Raw genomic sequence first — 21,439 nt, 5'->3', positions numbered from 1 at the left:
AGAAATCATCATTTGAGTTGGCTTAATTTTCTTTTGGCAGAAAATGAAAAAGCGCCCTGAACATTCAGGGCGCTTTAGGTTTGATATTCCTCTTCGGGATGAAAATGTTTAGGGTTTAAACTACCACATTCTGATTCTGTCTTCTGGTTTTTTGTATAATTTATCGCCAGGTTTCACATCAAAAGCATTGTACCAGGCATCCATGTTCACAGGTGCACCAATTGTACGGAACGGACCAGGGGAGTGTGGATCCGTTTTGATTAACTGAGCAGCACTTTCCGGCAGGATATTACCTCTCCAAACCTGTGCCCATGCCAGGAAGAAACGCTGATCGGGTGTGAAGCCATCTATTTTCTCGTTGCTTTGGCCTTGTTTAGTCATTTTAAAAGCTGTGTAAGCGGCATTTAAACCACCTAAATCGCCAATGTTTTCACCCATGGTGAGTTTACCAATCACGTGTACGGTATCCAAAACGGTGTAAGCGTCGAATTGCTCACCTAAAGCTTTTGTTTTAGCATCAAACTTAGCTTTGTCTTCTGCAGTCCACCAGTTTTTCAAGTTACCTGCTGCATCGTACTGACTACCGCTGTCGTCAAAACCGTGGCTCATCTCGTGACCGATTACGGCGCCTATGCCGCCATAGTTTACGGCATCATCAGCATTTGGATCAAAGAAAGGGAATTGTAAAATTCCGGCAGGGAAAACGATTTCATTTAAGGTTGGTGAATAATAAGCATTAACCGTTGGAGGTGTCATGCCGAAACGGGTACGGTCTACCGGTTTACCTAACTGTCCGATGGATTCGTTATATCCCCAAACGCTTGCATTGCGAAGGTTCTGGAAATAAGTACCTTTATTGATCACCAGACCATCGTAAGTTTTCCATTTGTCGGGATAACCTACTTTTGGTGTAAAAGCATGAAGCTTTGCAAGGGCTTTTTGTTTCGTTTCAGCACTCATCCACTCTAAACCATTAATTCTGATTTCAAAAGCTTTACGCAGGTTGACAATCATCTGATTCATGCGGGCTTTTGCTTCTGGTTTGAAATATTTGGCCACGTATAGCTGACCTAATAGTTCGCCAATGGTGCCATCAGTTAAAGATGACATACGCTGCCAGCGTGGGGTTTGTACTTTTTGACCTGTTTGTGCTTGTGTAAAGGCAAAGCTTGCTTTCACAAAAGGAGAACTCAGGCTGGAGGCCGAGCTTTTAATCAGGTTCCACTCTAAATATGTTTTCCAGTCGGCTACAGAAACTGATTTCAGCATACCATCCAAGCTCACCATAAATTTAGGCGATGATACCAGTACTGTGTCTTGTCCTTTAATTTTAAATTTCGGTAAATACGTGTTCCAGTTGATGTCTGGTGTTTTTTTATTCAGTTCAGCAACTGTAAGTTTATTGTAGGTTGCATATGGGTCGCGCATTTCTAAACGACTCATCTGGGCTTCTGCAAATTGCTTTTCAATTTTGAATACGGTTTCTGCTTTTTGTTTAGCCACCTCAGGTGTGCTTCCGGTTAGTGTAAAAAGCGTAGTCATATAGGTATTGTAGGCTTCGCGGATTTTTATGCTACGGTTATCATCTTTAAGATAATAATCACGGTCTGGCAATGTAGTTCCACCCTGACCGATGTTTACCATGTATTTATTTACATTTTTACGGTCTTGTCCAACACCAATACCAAACATTCCACCGCCTAAGCCATTGGTACGCATATAGGCGACCTGATCAAGTACTTCCTGAATGTTTTTAATTTGCTGAATTTTAGACAGGTCTGCCTTGATTGGTGTGTAGCCTAATTTTTCGATGGTTGCACTGTCCATTGCGGCCGTATAGAAATCGCCCACACGACGTTTTACTGAGCCTGCGGGTGCAGATTTATCTGCGGCTGCTTCTTCCACAAGCGATTTTACAGCATTGATATTGAAATCGCGAAGCTCATTAAAGGATCCCCAGCGGGTTTCTTTAGCCGGAACAGGGTTGTTTTTTACCCAGGCACCGCTGGCGTAGGTGTAGAAATCATCTCCTGGTCTAACGGACAAATCCATGTTTGCCGGGTCGATGAATTTTTTAACGGTTTGTGCATTAGCAGAAAAGCCAGCAGCGACTATACCGAGTGCTGCAAAATATCTTTTCAAATTTTGGTATTTCATTCGCTTAATAAGTTAGTTATAACAGCGAAATTTATGAAATACTAATTAATACTGAAACAATATATTAGAAATATTACTTGTTAAACCAGTAATAGATTTTAGCCAGACCTAAGCGTCTGATAATTTCGGATGCAGAAAAATGAATTTTAACAGATTTCATAGTTTATCAATCTTTATACACTATTAACATTTTTTAACATTCTTTATTGTGTAAGTGTAAAAATTTTCGTTATTAAGAACGATTAGAAATAAAGCACTAAATTTGAGATCAGGCATGATTAAGTCTACAATATATCACTAACAATGAGCCATTCGCACCACACAGAAGATAGCTGTTGCAGCAGTAAAGTCCATCGGGGAAATCAGAGCCATAACCATATTCATGAAGATGGCGATGAACACGACCATGATCATGGGGGCGACCCTTCAGCGTTTAAAACGTATTTGCCTGCTCTGGTGACTTTGGTGATGCTTTTAACCGGTATTGCATTCGATAATTTTTTTGATATCTCGGCATTTAAAATAATTCGTCCTTATTGGTACATTGTGGCTTACCTTCCGGTTGGGATTCCGGTTTTGAAGGAAGTTTGGGAAACTTTTAAGTCTAAAGATTTTTTTACAGAATTTTCCTTAATGTCTATTGCTACCATCGGAGCCTTCGGCATCGGGGAATACCCTGAGGGTGTAACCGTAATGCTTTTCTATACGATTGGAGAACTATTCCAAATGGCAGCGGTAAACAGGGCTAAGCGAAATATCACTGCACTGCTTGATGTTCGGGCTGAAGTAGCGCACGTTTTACGAAACGGGAAATATGAAGATGTCAATCCGGAGCAGGTAGACATAGGCGAAACCATACAGGTTAAGGCAGGGGAGAAGATCGCGTTAGATGGTGAGATGCTATCAGAGAAAGGCAGTTTCAATACGGCCGCACTAACTGGAGAAAGCAAGCCCAGAAGCATTACCAGGGGCGAGCCTGTTTTAGCAGGAATGTTGAACCTGGACCAGGTAACTGAATTTAAGGTAACGAAAGTATTTGCCGACAGTGCGTTATCCCGTATTCTGGAGATGGTTCAGAATGCTACAACACGTAAGGCTAAAACTGAATTGTTTATCCGCAAGTTTGCGAAAGTTTACACACCAATTGTATTCTTTATGGCTGTTGCGCTCCTGACCATACCAATATTGGTTTTAGGCAGTGGGTATGATTTTCATGCCTGGCTGTATCGTTCATTGGTTTTTCTGGTTATTTCGTGTCCATGCGCATTGGTGATCTCTATACCCCTGGGTTATTTCGGTGGCATTGGTGCTGCATCCTCCCATGGAATTTTATTCAAGGGATCTAACTTTTTAGATTTAATTACGAAGCTGAATGTGGTAGTAATGGATAAGACGGGAACACTTACCAAAGGTGTTTTTAAGGTTCAGAAAGTGGAAAGCAAGATAGATGAGAAAGAGTTTCTGGATCTGGTGGTTGGACTTGAGGCAAAATCAAACCATCCTATTGCCAAAGCCATAGTTGAACATGTTGGCAAGACGGACATTCATGCTGCAGAAAACATCGAGGAAATTGCAGGTATGGGTTTGAAAGGAAATGTGGGTGGGAAGGATATTTTAGCTGGAAATGTGAAGCTCCTGGAAAAATTCAATGTTGATTTTGATGCTAAAGTAAAGGATATTGAAGAGAGTATTGTGGTTGTTGCATTAGATGGTACTTATGCCGGATATATTTTAATTGCTGATGAGATTAAAGAAGATGCCGGCGATGCCATCAGGCAATTGCACGACAATGGCGTAAAACAAGTGGTGATGTTAAGCGGGGATAAAACATCAATTGTAAAGAAGGTTGCCGGTGTTTTGGGCATCGATTCCTATTTCGGGGATTTACTGCCGGAGGATAAAGTCGCCAGACTTGAAGAAATTAAAAAAGATAAAACTCGGGTTGTGGCCTTTGTCGGGGATGGTATTAATGATACGCCGGTTCTGGCCATCAGCGATATCGGCATGGCAATGGGTGCTATGGGGAGTGATGCTGCCATTGAAACGGCAGATGTGGTTATCCAAACCGATCAGCCTTCGAGAATTGCCACTGCCATTAAGATTGGCAAAGCTACCAAGAGTGTGGTGATACAGAATATTGTACTCGCTTTTGCGGTTAAAGCATTGGTTTTAATTTTAGGAGCAGGTGGCTTAGCAACTATGTGGGAGGCTGTTTTTGCTGATGTTGGTGTAGCGTTACTGGCTATATTGAATGCGGTGAGGATTCAGAAAATGAAGTTCTAAGATAAGGTTCGGCCAGGATTTGAACTGTTATTGAATGATGTATCAGATGATCTGGATTGAAAATAGGGCTATTACTGAAAACAGGTATGCTTTGGTCTTTCAGCTTAATTAGCTATTTTTGGGCTTTTAATATAATTCATGAGCATTTCCACGAAGTACAATCCTGCAGAAACAGAAGATAAATGGTATAGCTATTGGCTATCAAAAAAGTTTTTTCACTCGGAACCAGATGATCGCGAGCCTTACACCATTGTCATTCCACCGCCAAACGTTACCGGAGTGCTGCACATGGGCCACATGCTTAACAATACCATTCAGGATGTTTTGATTCGTAAAGCACGGATGCAGGGCAAAAATGCCTGTTGGGTTCCGGGCACCGATCATGCTTCAATTGCAACGGAAGCTAAAGTTGTAGCCATGTTGAAGGAACAGGGCATCAATAAAAAGGATCTTTCTCGTGAAGAGTTTTTAAAATATGCCTGGGAGTGGAAAGAGAAATATGGCGGTATTATTTTAGAACAGTTAAAAAAATTAGGTGCAAGCTGCGACTGGGACCGTACCCGTTTTACAATGGAGGAGGACCTTTCTGAAGCCGTTATTGATTCGTTTATTCACCTGTATAAAAAAGGCTGGATTTATCGGGGCATCCGTATGGTTAACTGGGACCCTGCTGGTAAAACGGCCGTTTCTGATGAGGAAGTTATCCGTAAGGAAGTAAACCAAAAGCTATATTACATTAAATATCTCATTTCCGGTACTGATGATCAATTCCTGACCATTGCAACAACCCGCCCGGAAACGATTATGGCAGATGCTGCAATTTGTATCAATCCGAATGATGAGCGTTTTATGCACCTGAAAGGTAAAAAGGTGTTTGTTCCGCTGGTAAATCATGAGATTCCGGTTATTGAAGATGACTATGTTGATATCGAGTTTGGTACAGGTTGTTTAAAAGTTACCCCTGCACATGATTTGAACGACTACGAGTTGGGTGTTAAACACCATTTGCCGGTTACCGATATCCTGAATGACGATGGGACTTTAAATGAGCTGGCTGTTATTCTGGTTGGCGAAGACAGGTTTGTTGCCAGAAAAAAGATTGCTAAGTTATTGGATGAGGCAGGTCATTTAGAAAAAGTTGAAGATTATAAATCGCAGGTTGGTTTCTCAGAACGTACCGATGCGGCTATTGAACCAAAGCTTTCCATGCAATGGTTTGTGAAAATGAAGGAGCTGGCACAGCCTGCGCTGGATGATGTTTTGAATGGAGAAGTCAATCTGATTCCGAATAAATTTGAAAATACTTACCGCCACTGGATGGAGAATGTGCGCGACTGGAATATTTCGCGTCAGCTATGGTGGGGACAGCAAATTCCGGCATGGTATGATGACAAGGGAAACTGGGTAGTGGCAAAAACCAAAGACGAGGCTTTAGAGGAATTCTGGAAGAAAAAGCACCTGGATGATAGCTGTTCGGAGGCTGAAAAAGCTGGTTTCAAGCATCAGTTAGAGCCTTTTGTGAAACAGGATGAGGATGTTATGGATACCTGGTTTTCATCATGGTTGTGGCCGATTTCTGTTTTTAATGGTTTTAAAAATCCGGATAATGCGGATATTAACTATTACTACCCGACCAATGATCTGGTAACAGCACCAGAGATTTTATTTTTCTGGGTGGCACGGATGATTATGGCAGGACATGAGTTTATGGGCAAGAAGCCATTTACCAATGTTTATTTAACCGGTATTGTTCGCGACAAATTAGGGCGTAAGATGTCTAAATCGCTGGGCAATTCTCCGGATCCGATTGGCTTGATTGAGAAATATGGTGCAGATGCCGTTCGTGTAGGGATGCTGATGTCATCACCTGCAGGTAACGACTTAATGTTTGATGAAAGTTATTGTGAACAGGGCCGTAACTTTGCGTCGAAGATCTGGAATGCTTTCCGTTTGGTTAAGGGTTGGGAAGTTGATGAGCGTGTGGAAAATCCGAATAAGCAAGCCATTTCCTGGTTTGAAAACCGTTTCAGTGCTGCTCTGATAGAAATTGAAGATAACTTTAAGCAATACCGTTTATCGGAAGCCTTAATGACCACCTATAAATTGGTTTGGGATGATTTCTGCGCCTGGTACTTAGAGATGGTTAAGCCTGCTTACCAACAACCTATTGATGCGGAGAGCTATCAGGCCACAATTGGCTTTTTTGAAAATATCATTAAATTATTGCATCCTAATATGCCTTTCTTAACAGAAGAATTGTGGCATGATGAATTATTCGGTACACGTGAAGAACTGGATTGTTGCATTGTTGCTGATTTTCCAAAGGCGGGGGCAATTGACGAGAAATTGTTAAAAGATGCAGAAGTCATTAAAACTGTGGTTGCAGAGATCAGGAATGTTCGTAACCAGAAGCAAATTTCGCCAAAAGAAACTTTACCGTTAAGCTTAAAAGTTAATTCTGATATTGATTATGAGAAATGGTTAAATGTTGTTTTCAAACTGGCCAATGTTTCTGAAGCAGAAATTGTAAATGAGAAAATAGCAGGTGCTACAGCTTTCATGGCAGGCAAAGATGAATTCTTTATTCCACTAACAGAAAATGTTGATGTTGACGCTGAACGTAGCCGTTTAAATGCCGACCTGGTTTACCTGCAGGGCTTCCTTAAATCGGTAGATGCCAAGTTGGGTAATGAACGGTTTGTACAAAATGCAAAACCTGAAATTATTGCCAATGAACGAAATAAGAAAGCAGATGCTGAAGCCAAGATCAGGATCATTGAGGAGGGGTTAGCTGCTTTGGGATAGGAACCATTGTTGAAAATATCAGTCTGAAAGATCTTAAGTTTTTTAGATAAGGAAGTCCTTTTGAACGTAATTCGAAAGGACTTTTTGCTGTTTAGCGATTTACTGAAGGCACATTAAAAAGGATCAAATATTTATTTCAAACGTTTTCCTTGTTCCTGATGAAATCATACGGCTTTCAATAAATGCTGTTTCTGATCATTTTTTCAAAGAAAAAAATCAGTTGACTTCATTCGCTATCTAAAGGTTTCAAAAATATTACCTAGGAGAATTCAGGGTTTGGTTTTATTAACCATATTTTAGGATAAATAAATCGGTTTACTTGTAAGCGTTTTATTTATCTAACCTTATATTAACCATGGAAAACCCAAGGAGAAAATTTATTAAGCAATCGGCCATTTTTGCTGCAGCTACCTATGCCGGAACAATGGGGATGAGTGCCAAAAGCTACGGCCGGATTATCGGTGCCAACGATCGTGTCCGTGTGGGCGTTGTTGGCTTTTCGGACCGGTTTAAGGATACCCTACTACCCTGTTTTTTAAACCACAATAAGGAGCTCAATTTTGATATTGTGGGATTATCTGATTTGTGGAACTACCGGCGGGATTTAGGTATCGCTCATTTAAAAGATAAATTTGGACATGATATCAAAGCTTGCCGGAACAATGAGGAGCTTTATGCGACCAAAGATCTGGATGCTGTCATTATCAGTACGGCTGATTTTCAGCATGCTTTACATACGATAGAAGCGGTGAAAGCCAACTGTGATGCCTATGTAGAAAAACCTTTTGCTGAAACTATGGATGATGCTAAGGCAGCGCTTAAAGCGGTAAAGGCGACAGATCGGATTGTGCAGATTGGCTCGCAGCGCAGAAGCGGTGAAAACTATGTAAATGCGGCCAAATTTATACAGCAAGGGAAGTTTGGGCCCATTACCGCTGTTGATCTGGTATGGAATGTAAACCAGCCGGGACGGTGGCGAAGACCTGATCTTGTTGCTGAACTGAAAGAAGAAGATATTGACTGGAAAAGGTTTTTATTAAACAGGCCTTCCGAGAGTTTCGATCCACGTAAGTATCTGGAGTACCGGTTATTCTGGCCTTACTCTTCAGGTATGCCCGGACAGTGGATGTCGCATCAGATTGATACGGTTCATTGGTTTACAGGATTAAAGCACCCGAGGAGTGTTGTTGCTAACGGCGGCATTTATACCTGGAAAGACGGACGCAGGAACTGGGATTCTATGGTTGCTGTTTTCGATTATGGTCAGCCAGATACTACGGATGGTTTTCAGGTAACTTTCACCTCAAGGATGCAAAACAGTGTGGGCGATGTAGGAGAAGTGTACTATTCGAATGGCGGCGAACTGAACCTCATTACCAATAAAGTTTCGCCAAAAGGCGGATTGAAAGAAAGAGAGGCTGCTGCGATGGGTTTAAAAGCTAATCTTTTACCTGAATTCGACCTGAGTAAAACTGAAATAAAAGCGGCCACCGGGGCAAATATGGGTGGGGATGCGCTAACGTCGGGTCACATGCGAAACTGGATGGAATGCGTGCGCAGCCGCAAAACACCTAATGCACCGGTTGAAGCTGGTTATTCTCATTCTATTGCTAATATTATGACCAATGCTGCGGTTAGAACAGGTGCTAAATCCATTTTCGATGAGGGCAGGCAAGAAGTGATTGCAAATGGCAAAGTTTTTAAATATTAAATCATTTATCACCACCTAAGATAACTAAGTTCAAAAAGTTTGAATAACGAAGATGCACTTAGATGTAAAGGGTTGTAAACCATAAATAAATGTTAAACATTAGGAGATACACATTTTTAGCGCTAACATTTGCCAGTTTAACTTCGGCAGCGCAAAAAACAACGCCACTTTTTGATGGCAAGACGCTAACAGGCTGGAAAGCTGTTGCAGGTGCTGCACCATATAAGGTGGAAGACGGGATGATTGTGGGGACCATGACAAAGGGCACACCAAACTCATTTCTGATTACTGAGCAGGAATATGGGGATTTTGTTCTGGAACTGGATGTTAAGCTTGAAGGTGAGACGACCAACTCAGGGATTCAGACCCGTAGTCATATCAAGGCAGAGGGCAACAATGGCAAGGGGCTGGTGTTTGGCAGGCAGGTTGAAATAGATCCTACAGGGCGGGCCTGGACAGGGGGGATTTATGATGAGGCCAGGCGACTGTGGCTTTATCCGCTTGAACTTAATTCCCCGGCGAAATCGGTTTATAAAAAGAATGAATTCAACCATTACAAGATCGAAAACATTGGTAATGAATTAAAAACCTGGGTTAACGGAATACCTGTTGCCTACGTAATCGATACATTAGATCAATCGGGTTTCATTGGTTTACAGGTACATGGCATTGGAAACGAACTGGGTAATGATGGAAAGAAAGTTTATTTCAAAAACATCAATATCCAGACCGAAGGCTTAAAAGCAAAAACTTTTCCGAAAGGCGTTTATACTGTAAATTTAACGCCAAATACGCTTTCTGCATACGAGAAAGCTAATGGCTACAAACTGCTGTTTGATGGAAAAAGTAACGCAGGCTGGAAGGGCGCCTATAAACCAGCTTTTCCGGAGAAGGGATGGAAAATTGCCAGTGGTGTAATTAGTGTTGAGCCATCGGGGGGCGCAGAATCTACCAATGGCGGTGATATTGTAACCAAAGAAGAATTCTCCGCATTTGATTTGTCTTTTGAGTTTAAGCTTACCCCCGGTGCTAACAGCGGAGTTAAATACTTTGTTACCCTGAGTGAAAATAATACGGGATCGGCAATTGGTCTGGAGTATCAGGTTCTGGATGATGTACTTCACCCTGATGCTAAACTAGGTAGAGACGGAAACCGTACGCTGGCATCGCTATATGATTTGATGACATCTAAAAAGGAGCCCCGTTACCTGCGTCCAATCGGATCCTGGAATAATGGAAGGGTAGTGGTTTATCCTGATAACAGGGTAGAGCATTATTTAAACGGGGTTAAGGTGCTGGAATATGTGCGTGGTTCGGAAGAATTTAGAAAACTTGTGGCCATCAGTAAATATAAAGACTGGAAAAATTTCGGGGAAGCTCCTAAAGGACACATCTTATTGCAGGATCATGGTAACAAGGTTGATTTCAGAACAATAAAAATAAAGTCGTTATAGGCTTTTGTTTTAAATAAATAGCGTAAAAATGCATCGTAGATCGTTTATCAGGGATTCAGCTTTGCTAGGTTCTGGTTTGTTATTGGGGAATGAAGTCTTTGCTGGTGTAAAAGCAGATCGGGTGATTAATATTGCAATGATTGGCTGTGGTGACAGGGGCAAAGGTGTGCTGTCGGTAATAAAGTCGATGCCTTCAAAATTCAGAACGGCCGCTTACTGTGATGTGCTGGATTTCAGATTGAAAGAAGCAGAAAAACATGTCCCTGCTGAGGCCAGGGCTATCAGGAATTATCAACAGGTTTTGAACGATAAAAATATAGATGCTGTTTTTATTGCAACGCCCTTAAGTGAGCATTTCAAAATTGCAAAAGATGCAGTACTTGCGGGTAAGCATGTGTATGTAGAAAAAACAATGACCTACAGTATTGAACAGGCGCTTGAATTGAAAAAACTGGTAAATCTTTCAAAACAACGAACTTTTCAGGTTGGCTATCAATACCGTTACTCGCCACTTTACTTCAAGGTGAAGGATATGATTCAGAGTGGATACCTGGGCAAGGTATCGCAAATTGATTGTCGCTGGGACCGGAATGCCAACTGGCGCAGGCCTGTGCCCGATCCGTCTCTGGAGCGTAAAATCAACTGGCGTATGTATAAAGAGTATTCTGGCGGGCTTGCTGCTGAACTATTGTCACATCAGATCGATTTCATCAATTGGGCATTTGAAACGCAACCTGATGAAATTATAGGTTCGGGGGGGATTGATGTTTTCAAAGATGGCAGGGAAACCTATGATAATATTCAGGCTATACTTCGTTACAAAGAAAAAGGCATGATTGGTAACTTCGGCGCTACTTGTGGAAATAAGCATGACGGTTATCTTTTTAAAATTAAAGGGACAAAAGGGACTGTGTCATTATTAACAGATACAGGAGTTTTTTACCCTGAGGAGGTCGCCAAAAAAGAACTTGGAATTGTTGACGGGGTAAGTGGCGCTACCAAGATTGTTGTGAATCAAGATGGTGGCATTCCTATATTAGACAAGCCGACTAAAGAGGGGACCATTTATGCTTTGGATGAATTTTATAAATCGGTTATAACCGGCTCGGAGCCTGTATCTGGAATCAACACGGGTACCCAGGCTGCCATTTGCGTAGCCATGTGTAATGAAGCAATCTATTCGGGTACCAAGCAGGTTTGGAAAAAGGGATATGGCTTGTGACAGGTATTACAAGGTTAAACGATTGCGGGTTATAGATCCGCATATTCTGGCATTTGAGGCGTAAAAGCAAAACTCCCATTTTTAAGATCCATTTTGGCATATACATGCTGCAGGCCATTGGTTAAAACAATCCATCTGGCCTGGTGAATAGAATTATATCGGGAAGCCTGCTCAAATACGGCCTGGGTAATTTTAACTTTTGGCGCTTTACATTCAATAAGCATCAGCTTTTCCCCGGCAGTATTGTAAACCAGGATGTCACTACGCTTTTGCAATTGATTTAATACCAGGCCTCCTTCAATTTGAATCAGGGTTTTAGGAAATTTTTTGCTGGCGATCAAATCCTGTATAAAATGCTGGCGTACCCACTCTTCGGGCGTTAAAACAAGATGTTTTTTCCTTAGTTCATCGAAAATAAAAACCACATCATCTTTCTTCGTAATTTTAAACGGGTATGGTGGAAGATTAAGTGGGGTAGGGTTAAACATTTTTAGTCACTGGTGTGGATTGCAGGTTTGTGCTGTTATTCAAATAAAACTGACGGGCTAAAGTTACTATTGTTTATAAACAATTGCGAGAATCATAAAAGCTAAATTGTAATTTTACAGCTATGACCGCCGCCGAAATTATCAAGGATATCAAAGCCCGTAAGTATAAGCCAGTGTATTTATTGCATGGTGAGGAATCGTATTACATCGACCAGCTAACGGATTACATAGAAGATAACGTGTTAAACAGTGCAGAAAAAGGCTTTAATCAAACGGTTTTATATGGCAAGGACACTGATATGAGCACTGTTCTTGGCGCGGCCAAGCGTTACCCTATGATGTCGGAATACCAGGTTGTTATTGTAAAAGAAGCGCAGGATTTAAAGTGGGGTAAGGAGGACGCAGGTAGTAAGGAGGCTGAATTTGTATTAAATTATTTCGAGAAGCCTTTACCGAGCACCATTTTAGTACTGGCATTTAAGTATGCAAATTTTGATAAGCGGAAGAAAATTTACAAGGCAATTAGTAAAAGCGGACTGATCTTTCAGTCGGATGCGGTTAGGGATTATAAACTTGTACCGTGGATTGAGGAATTTATACGCGAAAAGGGTTATAAGATAGACCAGCAGGCTTCCGCGTTAATGGCCGAATATCTCGGCACTGATTTGTCAAAGATTGCGAATGAGATTGAAAAACTCATGCTCAATGTGCCTAAAGAGATGACGATAAATACGGATCTGGTTCAGAAAAATATCGGCATCAGCAAGGAGTATAATGTTTTCGAACTCCAAAAAGCGCTTGCTATCCGTGACGTATTGAAGTGCAACAGAATCATCAATTATTTCTCGAGCAACCCCAAAGCAAATCCTATGGTTATGGTGCTGGCTAATTTAGGAGGATATTTTACCAAGCTCCTGAAATATCACTATGTGCCTAATAAAGCTGATGCAGCTTCAGCATTAGGCGTTCCCCCTTTTTTTATCAAGGATTATGAAGTTGCAGCGCGAAATTATCACGCAGGAAAAGTTTTTCAGGTCATCAGCCTGCTTCGGGAATATGATTTGAAGAGTAAGGGGCTGGACAGTTCGGGGAATGTAAATGATGGAGAACTTCTTAAGGAACTTGTATTTAAAATCATTCATTAAAAGTTAAAAGAATGGTTTTTTAGCCATTTAACTGCTCAATTGATAATCATTAATTTAAAAAATAAACTATGTTACAGGGACTTAGGACGATTGTGTATTACGTTGGCGAATTAGAAGCTGCGAAAGAATGGTATAAAAAGGTTTTCGAGATTGAACCCTATTTTGACGAAGCCTATTATGTTGGTTATAATATTGGTGGCTGCGAACTGGGTTTAAATCCGGATGATACTGGTTATAGTAATGGTAACCATTCCATCACCTACTGGGGTGTTGAGAATATTAAATCGGCTTTTGATCGTTTGGCCAGTATGGATGTTGATATTCACGAGCAGCCGAATAATGTTGGGGGAGACGTTTGGGTTGGAAGTATCTTCGATCCGTTTGGAAATGTTATCGGCTTAATCGAAAATCCTGCGTTTAAATTAAGCTAAAACCCTTATTGATTTCATCTTCATGGAGATGCGGGTCTTCCGTATCTCCCGCGGTTTCCTTTGGCTCTTCCGCCTCTTTTCTATTGACGATTAAGTAATCTTCCTCATCATCAATTTTTGTTGCACCGCAATTTCCGGGTATATTAAAAAAATCCCTGACCAGCGGGCAGTCGTTAGGTAATGGCATTTTTGTAATTATCAATTTCTTTGACGTCATGGGCGGATTCGAACCGCCGTAAAAGGTTTTGCAGACCTGTACCTCAACCACTCGGCCACATGACTATGTTGTGCAAATTCCCATGAATGTTATCTTTTTAGACATTCAAATTCTGAACTGCTAAGCAAATATAGCATAATTAATATATATTCTATAGAATAAGTAGATATTTTATTTTTGCGGTGCAGGATGGTCAAGCAGATCCTGTACTTTTAGGGGCAATTAATGAGATTGGACTGCTTTGCTGGATCTAAAAACCCAGTGTTTCATCAGTGGATAGTTAAACCCGTAAGAAACAATACTGTCGATTAGTAACCGACCTATCCGATAATCCAAATTAATGGCCCGGTGGAGCAGGTAGGTCCCGGCTGATTTCAATGAAATGCTACCCAATACTACTCCGATAAACCTTGTTAACTGTTGTTGAGGTGTTGCGGAGTATCCTGACTGATTTTTGAACGCCCAAAGGCGGTTTAAAGAAAAGTTAACAATTCCTCCAATGGTTCCGGAAATCAGGATTGAAAAGACGAAATGCAGGTGTAAAATCTCGGTAAGAAATATCATCAAAGCATAATCGGTCATTCCTCCTGAAAATGCTGAAAGCTGAGCCTTAAGGAATATTATTATTGATTTACGCTTTTTCATTTTAACTTTTCCTCCCGATCACGCTCGTTTCCAGCTTCCAGTAACTTATAGGTGTCAATCGTATTGATGATGAATAAAGATGCCGTGGTGATCACGGCAGAGTATGTAATGGTTTGAGGAAATAGCCATTCTACAATAAAAATCAGCGCGATTAGTACACGGAGCTCAGTGGGGCCGAACCAACCTGAATCGATCCGATAGACATCTGTTATCTTATATCTGAGCAGCGATATGATCATCGACCATCCGTAAAGTACTACGAAAAGGAAACCTAAAACTTTAACACTCTCATTTGCGTAAAAATAGTAGCCTAAACCTGTGAGGATGATGCTCATCCAGTCCATAATGATATCTAAAGCGAAGCCATACCATTTTCTTGGAATATTTCGATAGTAAGCCAATCTGCCATCAAGAGAATCGCCTAGCCAATTGACGATCAGTCCAACTATACCTAACAGCAGAAAGTTTTTATGATAGTGCTCTGCAAGCGTAAACCCTCCGAATACAATGAATGATCCGAGCATGCCAATACCTGTAAGGATATTTGGTGAAACCCATTCGGGAATATGTTTAAGCAAAAAGTGGATTAAAGACTGTTCACCGTTCCGCATCAAATTTGATCGTTTACGATCTGCAAAAATTTGCTTCCGCTCCGTAATTTGCTCCTTAGTGGTTACCGCCATCAGCAGCTTAACAAAATAATGCCCGAAATTACAGCTGCCTCTGGTCTGTAGATGTTATAAATCTTTTTCTGACACGATTTTATGATCAGCAAGGGTTTTCGAAGTTTTCCGGTTTTGGCGAGATAACTAAAAATTAAGATAAAGATCATATTGCTATTTCACTATTCCAGCAAAACGCTGATAAAATACTGTTGGACTATTTTCATTTTTAGGTGCATATTTACCAGCTATGATTGGAATATAAATGACCTTTCTTCTGCTTTCTTCTCCACGAATTGATGATTCTGCGACTCTATGCCATAATCTTCCGTCATGAACAGTTAGGTCACCTGCTTCTGGCAGGATGGAAACCTCATCTCTGTCTGGTTTATTATCTAAAAAATATTTTTTACGGAAAAGCATCTGGTAAATACTTTGTTTATGTGTTCCTGGTATAATTTTCAATCCACCATTCCGTGGGTTCTGAGTAGTCAGGTGGATTCCCACATTTAGCATTGGATTCAGTTTTCCACCATAAAAAATATCTCTCAATCCATCGGTGTGCCAACCCATTTTAGTGAAACTGCTATCGGGGCCATTCACGTAGTGATTGAAGACCATTCCGTCTTTCTCTTCCGTGCCTAATCTTGAATCTTCTCCGGCCAGGGGAAGTAAAGCTGAAATTCTTGGATCAAGTAATAAACCACTTAAGGTTTTATGGTGCTGGTTGATGAATGCAAAACGCTGAACAATTCTGGAACCATCTAAATCGGTTCCATATTTAATAGGAACACCATTTATTTTACGGATGTCTGCGTTAATCCAATCTCTTTGCACTTCTTTTGAAGCCTGATTAATGGAGGCAACTGTAGACTTCTCGATGAAGTTTTTGAAATGGATGAAACCGTGCGTATTGAAAAAATCAATCTGTTCTGAGGTTAGTTTTTCTGATAGGGTAAAGGTTGGATACGAGGATGCCATATAGTAAAAGTTTAAATTAAGGAAATGTAGAATTGGTTGATAGAATATTATGAACAACAGCAGCACATTCGCATTCGCGAGTGGTTCTGTGTCTGAGTGTAAGATAAGTAGCTATACTTATACATAATCTATCGATTTGGTAGTATTTAATACAAACGTAATCTTTTTTTAACATTCCAAAGAATTTAAAATGCTTTTTCTTGAAATAAATCAGGTTTTATAAATTCCTGCCGCCATCTTTTCGATGAAGAACTTAGGCAGGATTCTGTTGGAGTACACGCTAATTAGATTGGTGAAGCCTGGAATGACTTCTGATTTGCGGCCGAACAAGCCGTTTAGGCCTATTTTTGCAACCTCATTGGGTTTCATGTTAAACTTTTCAGCCATCTTGCTAAAAGCATCCAGTCCAGCTCTGTGGGCAAACCCCGTGTCGACAGGTCCCGGGCTTAGGCAGGTAATGGATAGGTTACTTTCCCTATGTTCAAAGCGCAGTGCTCTGGTAAAGGAAAGAATAAATGATTTGGTAGCTGAATAGATAGCAAGTGTTGGAACAGCCTGATAGGCTGCGGTACTGGAAACATTCAGGATATATGTTTCTTTTTCTAAAAGCAAGCGGGGTATAAAAAGGTGACATAGTTTCACTACCGTATCCATATTTAATTTGCACATATCCATTTGAGCAGATAAGTCTAAAGAAGAGAAATTGCCCCACAAGCCATATCCCGCGTTGTTGATTAATACCGAAATCTTCAAGTCATTTTCTGATACCCAGTTTAATACTGTTTCAGGTGAAGCGCCTTCAGCCAGATCAATCGCTAAAAAAGTTGCTGTTATGCCGTATTGACTGGAAAGTTCTTTGCAAATTCCGGCAAGTTCCGCTTCAGACCTCGCAACCAAAGCAAGGTTATATCCTTTCTTTGCCAGTTCTATAGCAAATGATTTGCCTAATCCTTTACTGGCTCCTGTAACCAGTGCACATGTTTTTTGACTCAGATCTTTTTCCATACGTATATTTTCAGTGCCCTAAAATATCATATAATATCTCATGTTGCTTTATTTTCTCAAAACAATATGTAATTGACGCTTTGGTTTGTTTTCAAATTCACTTCGTTTTGGTAGTTTTGAATCATTAATAGAGATAGACATGAATCATTGGTTAGTAAAAAGTGAACCTTTTAAATACAGTTGGGAAAAATTTAATGAAGATGGGCGCACCTTTTGGGATGGTGTCCGTAATTACCAGGCCAGAAACAATCTGAAAGCAATGGAGCAGGGTGATCTGGTATTGTTCTATCATAGTAATGAAGGAAAAAATGTAGTTGGTATTGCGAAAGTGGTTAAAGAGTTTTACCAGGATCCTACTACGGATGATGCCAACTGGGTTGTTGTAGATCTCGCTCCGGTAGAGACATTAAAGCATCCCGTATCGCTGGAGCAGATCAAAGCTGAACCCAGCCTTAGCGATATATCATTGGTTAGACAAGGTCGCCTTTCTGTGATGTCTTTAAAAGCCGAAGAATTTGATAAGATTTTGGAAATGGGAAGCTGATGGTCAGTTTCCTTTTCCTAGCATAAACCGTAATGAAATGAAAACTATCTATTTAACGCTCATTCTGGGTTTAATCATTTCGCGAACTACAGCGCAAACCGTTGAACCTTATATAGCTATCGTTAAAACCCAGTCTGATAAATACAAAGGGATACTCTATAAAGTAGACTCTTCAAATGTGATATTAAATGCTGCGGGAAATTTTGTGAAAATCGAGACTAAAACCATTAAGACAATCCGCATACGGGGAGGTAAAAAAGCTTATCATGTAATTGATTTGATAAAAACAGGCTCGGATCCCCAAGAGTACAAGCTCAACTCAAACGGCAAAATGGTTGATAAATGGGGAAATGAAATGCCTACTCCCGAACAAGAATTAGCGACCACATTCTTTTCTGTGATTGGAACAGCCATTGCAAATGGACTGGCATTACCAATTCAGTCCATTAACCCAAACCAGGCGTTGTTCAGATTCAGTGGAAATCATGCCAATGAAAAGATCAAGTGGCAGGAGTTGAATTATTACTCGATTTACTACCAGTCAAACCCCGATGTTTTGGCAGAATTGAGAAAGATGAGGGAGATTTCCAGTCAGTTTAAACCGTAATCTCTTCTGTTTTTCTTTTGCTTAGTGTGATGCCGAGCGTCATTACAATGCTCGATCCCAATACAACGAGGAATAAAAATGACGGACCTACTTCAATTACCTTAAGCGATGCAGGTAAGTTAAAGTAAAGTAAAATGCTAATCAAACCACGGGGTGCGATAAATAAAATTGGAGATACGCCGCCGTTCTTGAATACTTTTAAGAAAAATACCCGGATCAGATAGATGCTGATCAGTATGAAAAAACCATTTGCCAGGATCAGTTTATTGTTTAGCTCGCCGATATTCATGGTAAACCCAAAAATCACAAAGAAAAATGTGCGCAGAATGAAAGCACTTTCTGCAGATAACTGATAAAGCTGTGAAAGATCGTTTGATAAGTTTTTATAAATAAAAACACTTCTGAACCACATATTTTGAATGGTATCGGCATTGTTCAAAAACAATCCTGTACTCAATATCAGTACCAGCGACGATAGATGATAGGATTGACCAATGGCGTAAACCAATATCAGGATGGAGATGATCAGGAAAAACTTGATGTGATGAACCAGTTTTCCCATGATATATAGCAGTACTACACAAGCTATAGCCGAAAGCAAAATAATTAGAAAGGTGCTTAAGCCGAGGCCAATAAATGCAGAGGGCGTAACGGAATGATTAGTGATTGCGAAATTAAAGATGATGATGCCCAGAATATCGGAGAAAGACGATTCGTAAATGACAAACTCTTTATCAGATTTATTTAATGCCGCTGCTGATGGTATGGCAATTGCCGAGCTGATAACGCTAAAGGGAATTGCATTTGCAATGCACGTATACAAATTGTGATGAGTGATCTGATAAACGATTAGCGTAATGACGGTAATTGTTCCCAGCAAAATGGTCAGCGCTGATAAAAAGGCACTTCTAATAAGTTTGTTCTTATTCCGGTCGTATTTTAATTCCAGAGAGCCCTCAAATACAATTAAAATCAGGCCTACGGTACCAAGAGTAGGTAGGATAGATAGAAAATTAAAGGTCTGGATTTTTAAAGAATCTACCAGAAACCTCAAGCCTATGCCAAGCAGTAAGAGCAATAAAACCGATGGTATTTTTGTTCTACTAGACACTAAATCAAACAGATAAGAGAAAATTACTAATCCGCTTAAAATAATAAGAATGGTATAGGTTGTCATATTTTTCAGCCTAGGGTAAGCCGCTAAAATAAAACAATCAAATTAAGCGAGGGGCAAGTTTATGTAAAAATTATGCTTTAAAGAATAAAGCTTTTAGTTCGCTGGCATCGTCAGGACTCATTTTACCGCCTAAAACAAGGCGAAGCTGGCGGCGTCTTAAAGCGCCATCATACAATTCCACTTCTTCTGGGGTTTCCGGTATTACTTCTGCCACAGGTATGGTTCTTGCGCTTTGATCAACTGCCACAAAAGTATAGTAAGCTTCATTGCTTTTCTGGCGTGCGCCACTCGGAATATTTTCAGACCAAACATCCAAACGAACCTCGACAGAGGTGTTAAACGCGCGGGTCACTTTAGCTTCAATTGTGATTACATCGCCCAGTTTTATAGGTTGTTTGAAAGAAACATTATCTACCGAGGCGGTTACTACAATGCGGTTGCAATGTTTTTGAGCTGAAATTGCTGCTGCGATATCCATCCAGTGTAACAAACGGCCGCCCATTAAATTGTTTAAGGTGTTGGTATCATTTGGTAATACCAGCTCATTCATTATCGTAAAACTCTCTTTGGCAAATTTCTTTTTCAAACTCATAACTGAGCGCAAAAGTAATTAAAATGTACAGCAAAATATTGCTTATTTGGTATTCTGTGTAAAGGAATTATCGTCGTAATGTCAATAATGATTAATTACACATTATTCAGGCCTGTTTCAACATCAGGAATGTGAACTTTGAAACTATTGATCGAAGCCCATGTTTTAAGCTGAAAATAATGCGGAACCTTACACTCATACAATTTTTCCACTGGTACTATAATGAAGACCAGAACTTATGGCTGAAAGTAGCAAATGAAGCCGCCCGTTTAAAAGAAATGGGAGTAACCGGCGTTTGGCTGCCGCCAGCTTACAAAGCCAGTACATTCATAGTCATTGTTGAATTGATTAGCTGACTAAGCACTTAACCAATTCAATACCCATTCTGTTGGTTACATAAAACTATCTTCTTTACGATAAGCTGCAATTACGGCCAGTTCGCCTTCTTTCCCTCCTTTGAAATTGCCGTGCTCCATCCCCATTACACCTTTATAGCCCTTTTGATGCAGGTGCTTAAACAGGTTTTTATAGTTGATTTCGCCAGTGGTCGGTTCTTTTCTACCCGGGTTATCTCCAATTTGAATATAAGCGATTTCATCCCAGCAACGGTCTATAGTTTTAATCAAATCGCCTTCAGTGCGCTGCATGTGGTAAATATCATATAAGATTTTGCATGATGGACTTTTTACTGCTTTGCATACCGCGTAGGTTTCATTGGTTTTCTGGAGGAAAAGCTCCGGGGTATCACTCAGCGTTTCCAGCACCATAATTATACCATGAGGCTCGAAAATTTCTGCTCCTGCCCGCATGGCATCTATTACATTGGCAAACTGGTTACCATAAGGCAGGTTCCGTTCGTAAAAGCCGGGTACTACGGTTACCCATTTGGCATTACAACGTTTTGCGGCCTCAACTGATTTTTTACAGGTTTCTACAAATTTGTCTTTAAACTCTTTCTTTCCGGTGGTCAGTGAAGTTTTCCAGTTGTCGCCACCATCCACTACAAAAACGCCCATCCTCATACCTAACTTAGCCAGGAGGTTTCCAATTTTATCCTGTTCTTCTACAGATCTGTTCAGATAGCCGTTATCCTCTATAGAACGGAAGCCTTTATCATACATAAACTGAATCTGATCGAGAAAATTCTTTCCTGCATGGTTTTCAAACATCCCCTGGTGTGGCGCGTAGTCGAGGTTGAACACCCGGTCGGCAGTAACCTGCTGTTCTCCCCCAAAAGCATTACTGAAACCGGTTCCTGCGGTAATCGCACCGGCTGTTAACAGGCTGTTTCGTATAAATTCACTTCTTTTCAT

At 40.6% G+C, this 21,439-nt stretch carries 20 protein-coding genes and 1 tRNA gene; 10 read left to right on the top strand and 11 right to left on the bottom strand.

Translation table 11 applies throughout. The annotated features are described in order from the left end of the window. Positions 1 to 120: 120 nt before the first annotated feature. A complete protein-coding gene (locus R2Q80_RS20065; protein WP_316801316.1) occupies positions 121 to 2,157 on the bottom strand; it encodes a M13 family metallopeptidase in 2,037 nt (678 codons plus the stop codon). Between the two features lie 303 nt (positions 2,158 to 2,460). On the opposite strand from R2Q80_RS20065, the gene R2Q80_RS20060 reads away from it, so the two are divergent. From R2Q80_RS20060 to R2Q80_RS20040, 5 genes are all read left to right on the top strand, one after another. After that, entirely contained in the window at positions 2,461 to 4,440 is a 1,980-nt protein-coding gene (locus R2Q80_RS20060) for a heavy metal translocating P-type ATPase (RefSeq protein WP_410478771.1), read from the top strand. 138 nt (positions 4,441 to 4,578) lie between these two features. After that, positions 4,579 to 7,245: a valine--tRNA ligase gene (locus R2Q80_RS20055; protein WP_316801315.1), complete on the top strand. Its 2,667-nt coding sequence runs from the start codon at positions 4,579 to 4,581 to the stop codon at positions 7,243 to 7,245. A gap of 355 nt (positions 7,246 to 7,600) precedes the next feature. Continuing rightward, positions 7,601 to 8,956: a Gfo/Idh/MocA family protein gene (locus tag R2Q80_RS20050; protein WP_316801314.1), complete on the top strand. Its 1,356-nt coding sequence runs from the start codon at positions 7,601 to 7,603 to the stop codon at positions 8,954 to 8,956. 89 nt (positions 8,957 to 9,045) lie between these two features. Beyond that, on the top strand, positions 9,046 to 10,410 hold the full coding sequence (locus tag R2Q80_RS20045; protein WP_316801313.1) for a DUF1080 domain-containing protein: 1,365 nt from the start codon (positions 9,046 to 9,048) through the stop codon (positions 10,408 to 10,410). Between the two features lie 28 nt (positions 10,411 to 10,438). Beyond that, positions 10,439 to 11,632, top strand: a complete 1,194-nt coding sequence (locus R2Q80_RS20040) for a Gfo/Idh/MocA family oxidoreductase (RefSeq protein WP_316801312.1) — start codon at positions 10,439 to 10,441, stop codon at positions 11,630 to 11,632. Between the two features lie 29 nt (positions 11,633 to 11,661). Here R2Q80_RS20040 and R2Q80_RS20035 read toward each other — a convergent pair whose 3' ends face one another. Then, complete coding sequence (locus R2Q80_RS20035) at positions 11,662 to 12,120, bottom strand: type I restriction enzyme HsdR N-terminal domain-containing protein (RefSeq protein WP_316801311.1); 459 nt, start codon at positions 12,118 to 12,120, stop codon at positions 11,662 to 11,664. 122 nt (positions 12,121 to 12,242) lie between these two features. Here R2Q80_RS20035 and holA point away from each other — a divergent pair, with 122 nt between their 5' ends. After that, positions 12,243 to 13,265: a DNA polymerase III subunit delta gene (gene holA / locus R2Q80_RS20030; RefSeq protein ID WP_316801310.1), complete on the top strand. Its 1,023-nt coding sequence runs from the start codon at positions 12,243 to 12,245 to the stop codon at positions 13,263 to 13,265. A 68-nt stretch (positions 13,266 to 13,333) separates the two neighbouring features. After that, a complete protein-coding gene (locus tag R2Q80_RS20025; protein WP_316801309.1) occupies positions 13,334 to 13,696 on the top strand; it encodes a VOC family protein in 363 nt (120 codons plus the stop codon). On the opposite strand, the gene R2Q80_RS20020 is transcribed toward R2Q80_RS20025, so the two are convergent. The 6 genes from R2Q80_RS20020 to R2Q80_RS19995 all read right to left on the bottom strand — a co-directional run bounded on the left by R2Q80_RS20020 (position 13,683) and on the right by R2Q80_RS19995 (position 17,206). Next, the gene (locus R2Q80_RS20020; protein WP_316801308.1) at positions 13,683 to 13,883 is read right to left on the bottom strand and encodes a hypothetical protein; all 201 of its coding nucleotides are present in this window, start codon (positions 13,881 to 13,883) and stop codon (positions 13,683 to 13,685) included. The genes R2Q80_RS20025 and R2Q80_RS20020 overlap by 14 nt on opposite strands. A 23-nt stretch (positions 13,884 to 13,906) precedes the next feature. After that, positions 13,907 to 13,978, bottom strand: a tRNA-Cys gene (locus R2Q80_RS20015). Between the two features lie 157 nt (positions 13,979 to 14,135). Then, entirely contained in the window at positions 14,136 to 14,558 is a 423-nt protein-coding gene (locus R2Q80_RS20010) for a GtrA family protein (protein WP_316801307.1), read from the bottom strand. After that, complete coding sequence (locus tag R2Q80_RS20005; RefSeq protein ID WP_316801306.1) at positions 14,555 to 15,241, bottom strand: CDP-alcohol phosphatidyltransferase family protein; 687 nt, start codon at positions 15,239 to 15,241, stop codon at positions 14,555 to 14,557. The genes R2Q80_RS20010 and R2Q80_RS20005 overlap by 4 nt, the downstream gene beginning before the upstream one ends. Before the next feature lie 153 nt (positions 15,242 to 15,394). Next, a complete protein-coding gene (locus R2Q80_RS20000) occupies positions 15,395 to 16,201 on the bottom strand; it encodes a phytanoyl-CoA dioxygenase family protein (RefSeq protein WP_316801305.1) in 807 nt (268 codons plus the stop codon). Between the two features lie 210 nt (positions 16,202 to 16,411). Further along, on the bottom strand, positions 16,412 to 17,206 hold the full coding sequence (locus tag R2Q80_RS19995) for an SDR family oxidoreductase (RefSeq protein WP_316801304.1): 795 nt from the start codon (positions 17,204 to 17,206) through the stop codon (positions 16,412 to 16,414). 139 nt (positions 17,207 to 17,345) lie between these two features. Between R2Q80_RS19995 and R2Q80_RS19990 the strand changes: the two genes are divergently transcribed. Beyond that, complete coding sequence (locus tag R2Q80_RS19990; RefSeq protein WP_316801303.1) at positions 17,346 to 17,750, top strand: EVE domain-containing protein; 405 nt, start codon at positions 17,346 to 17,348, stop codon at positions 17,748 to 17,750. 37 nt (positions 17,751 to 17,787) lie between these two features. Further along, positions 17,788 to 18,357 carry a hypothetical protein gene (locus R2Q80_RS19985; protein ID WP_316801302.1) on the top strand — a complete coding sequence of 190 codons (570 nt, stop codon included), beginning with the start codon at positions 17,788 to 17,790 and terminating at the stop codon, positions 18,355 to 18,357. Here R2Q80_RS19985 and R2Q80_RS19980 read toward each other — a convergent pair. Next, complete coding sequence (locus tag R2Q80_RS19980; RefSeq protein ID WP_316801301.1) at positions 18,347 to 19,534, bottom strand: sodium:proton antiporter; 1,188 nt, start codon at positions 19,532 to 19,534, stop codon at positions 18,347 to 18,349. The genes R2Q80_RS19985 and R2Q80_RS19980 overlap by 11 nt on opposite strands. A gap of 70 nt (positions 19,535 to 19,604) precedes the next feature. Further along, positions 19,605 to 20,126, bottom strand: a complete 522-nt coding sequence (locus R2Q80_RS19975) for an acyl-CoA thioesterase (protein ID WP_047799459.1) — start codon at positions 20,124 to 20,126, stop codon at positions 19,605 to 19,607. Positions 20,127 to 20,305: 179 nt separating this feature from the next. Here R2Q80_RS19975 and R2Q80_RS19970 point away from each other — a divergent pair, with 179 nt between their 5' ends. Beyond that, on the top strand, positions 20,306 to 20,482 hold the full coding sequence (locus tag R2Q80_RS19970; RefSeq protein ID WP_316801300.1) for a hypothetical protein: 177 nt from the start codon (positions 20,306 to 20,308) through the stop codon (positions 20,480 to 20,482). Positions 20,483 to 20,518: 36 nt separating this feature from the next. Here R2Q80_RS19970 and R2Q80_RS19965 read toward each other — a convergent pair whose 3' ends face one another. Continuing rightward, complete coding sequence (locus R2Q80_RS19965; protein ID WP_316801299.1) at positions 20,519 to 21,439, bottom strand: hydroxypyruvate isomerase family protein; 921 nt, start codon at positions 21,437 to 21,439, stop codon at positions 20,519 to 20,521.

Source organism: Pedobacter frigidisoli (assembly GCF_032678525.1).
Classification (GTDB): Bacteria; Bacteroidota; Bacteroidia; order Sphingobacteriales; family Sphingobacteriaceae; genus Pedobacter; species Pedobacter frigidisoli_A.
Note: the sequence above shows the minus strand (reverse complement) of the source record. Positions and strands in the feature narration are given on the sequence as shown.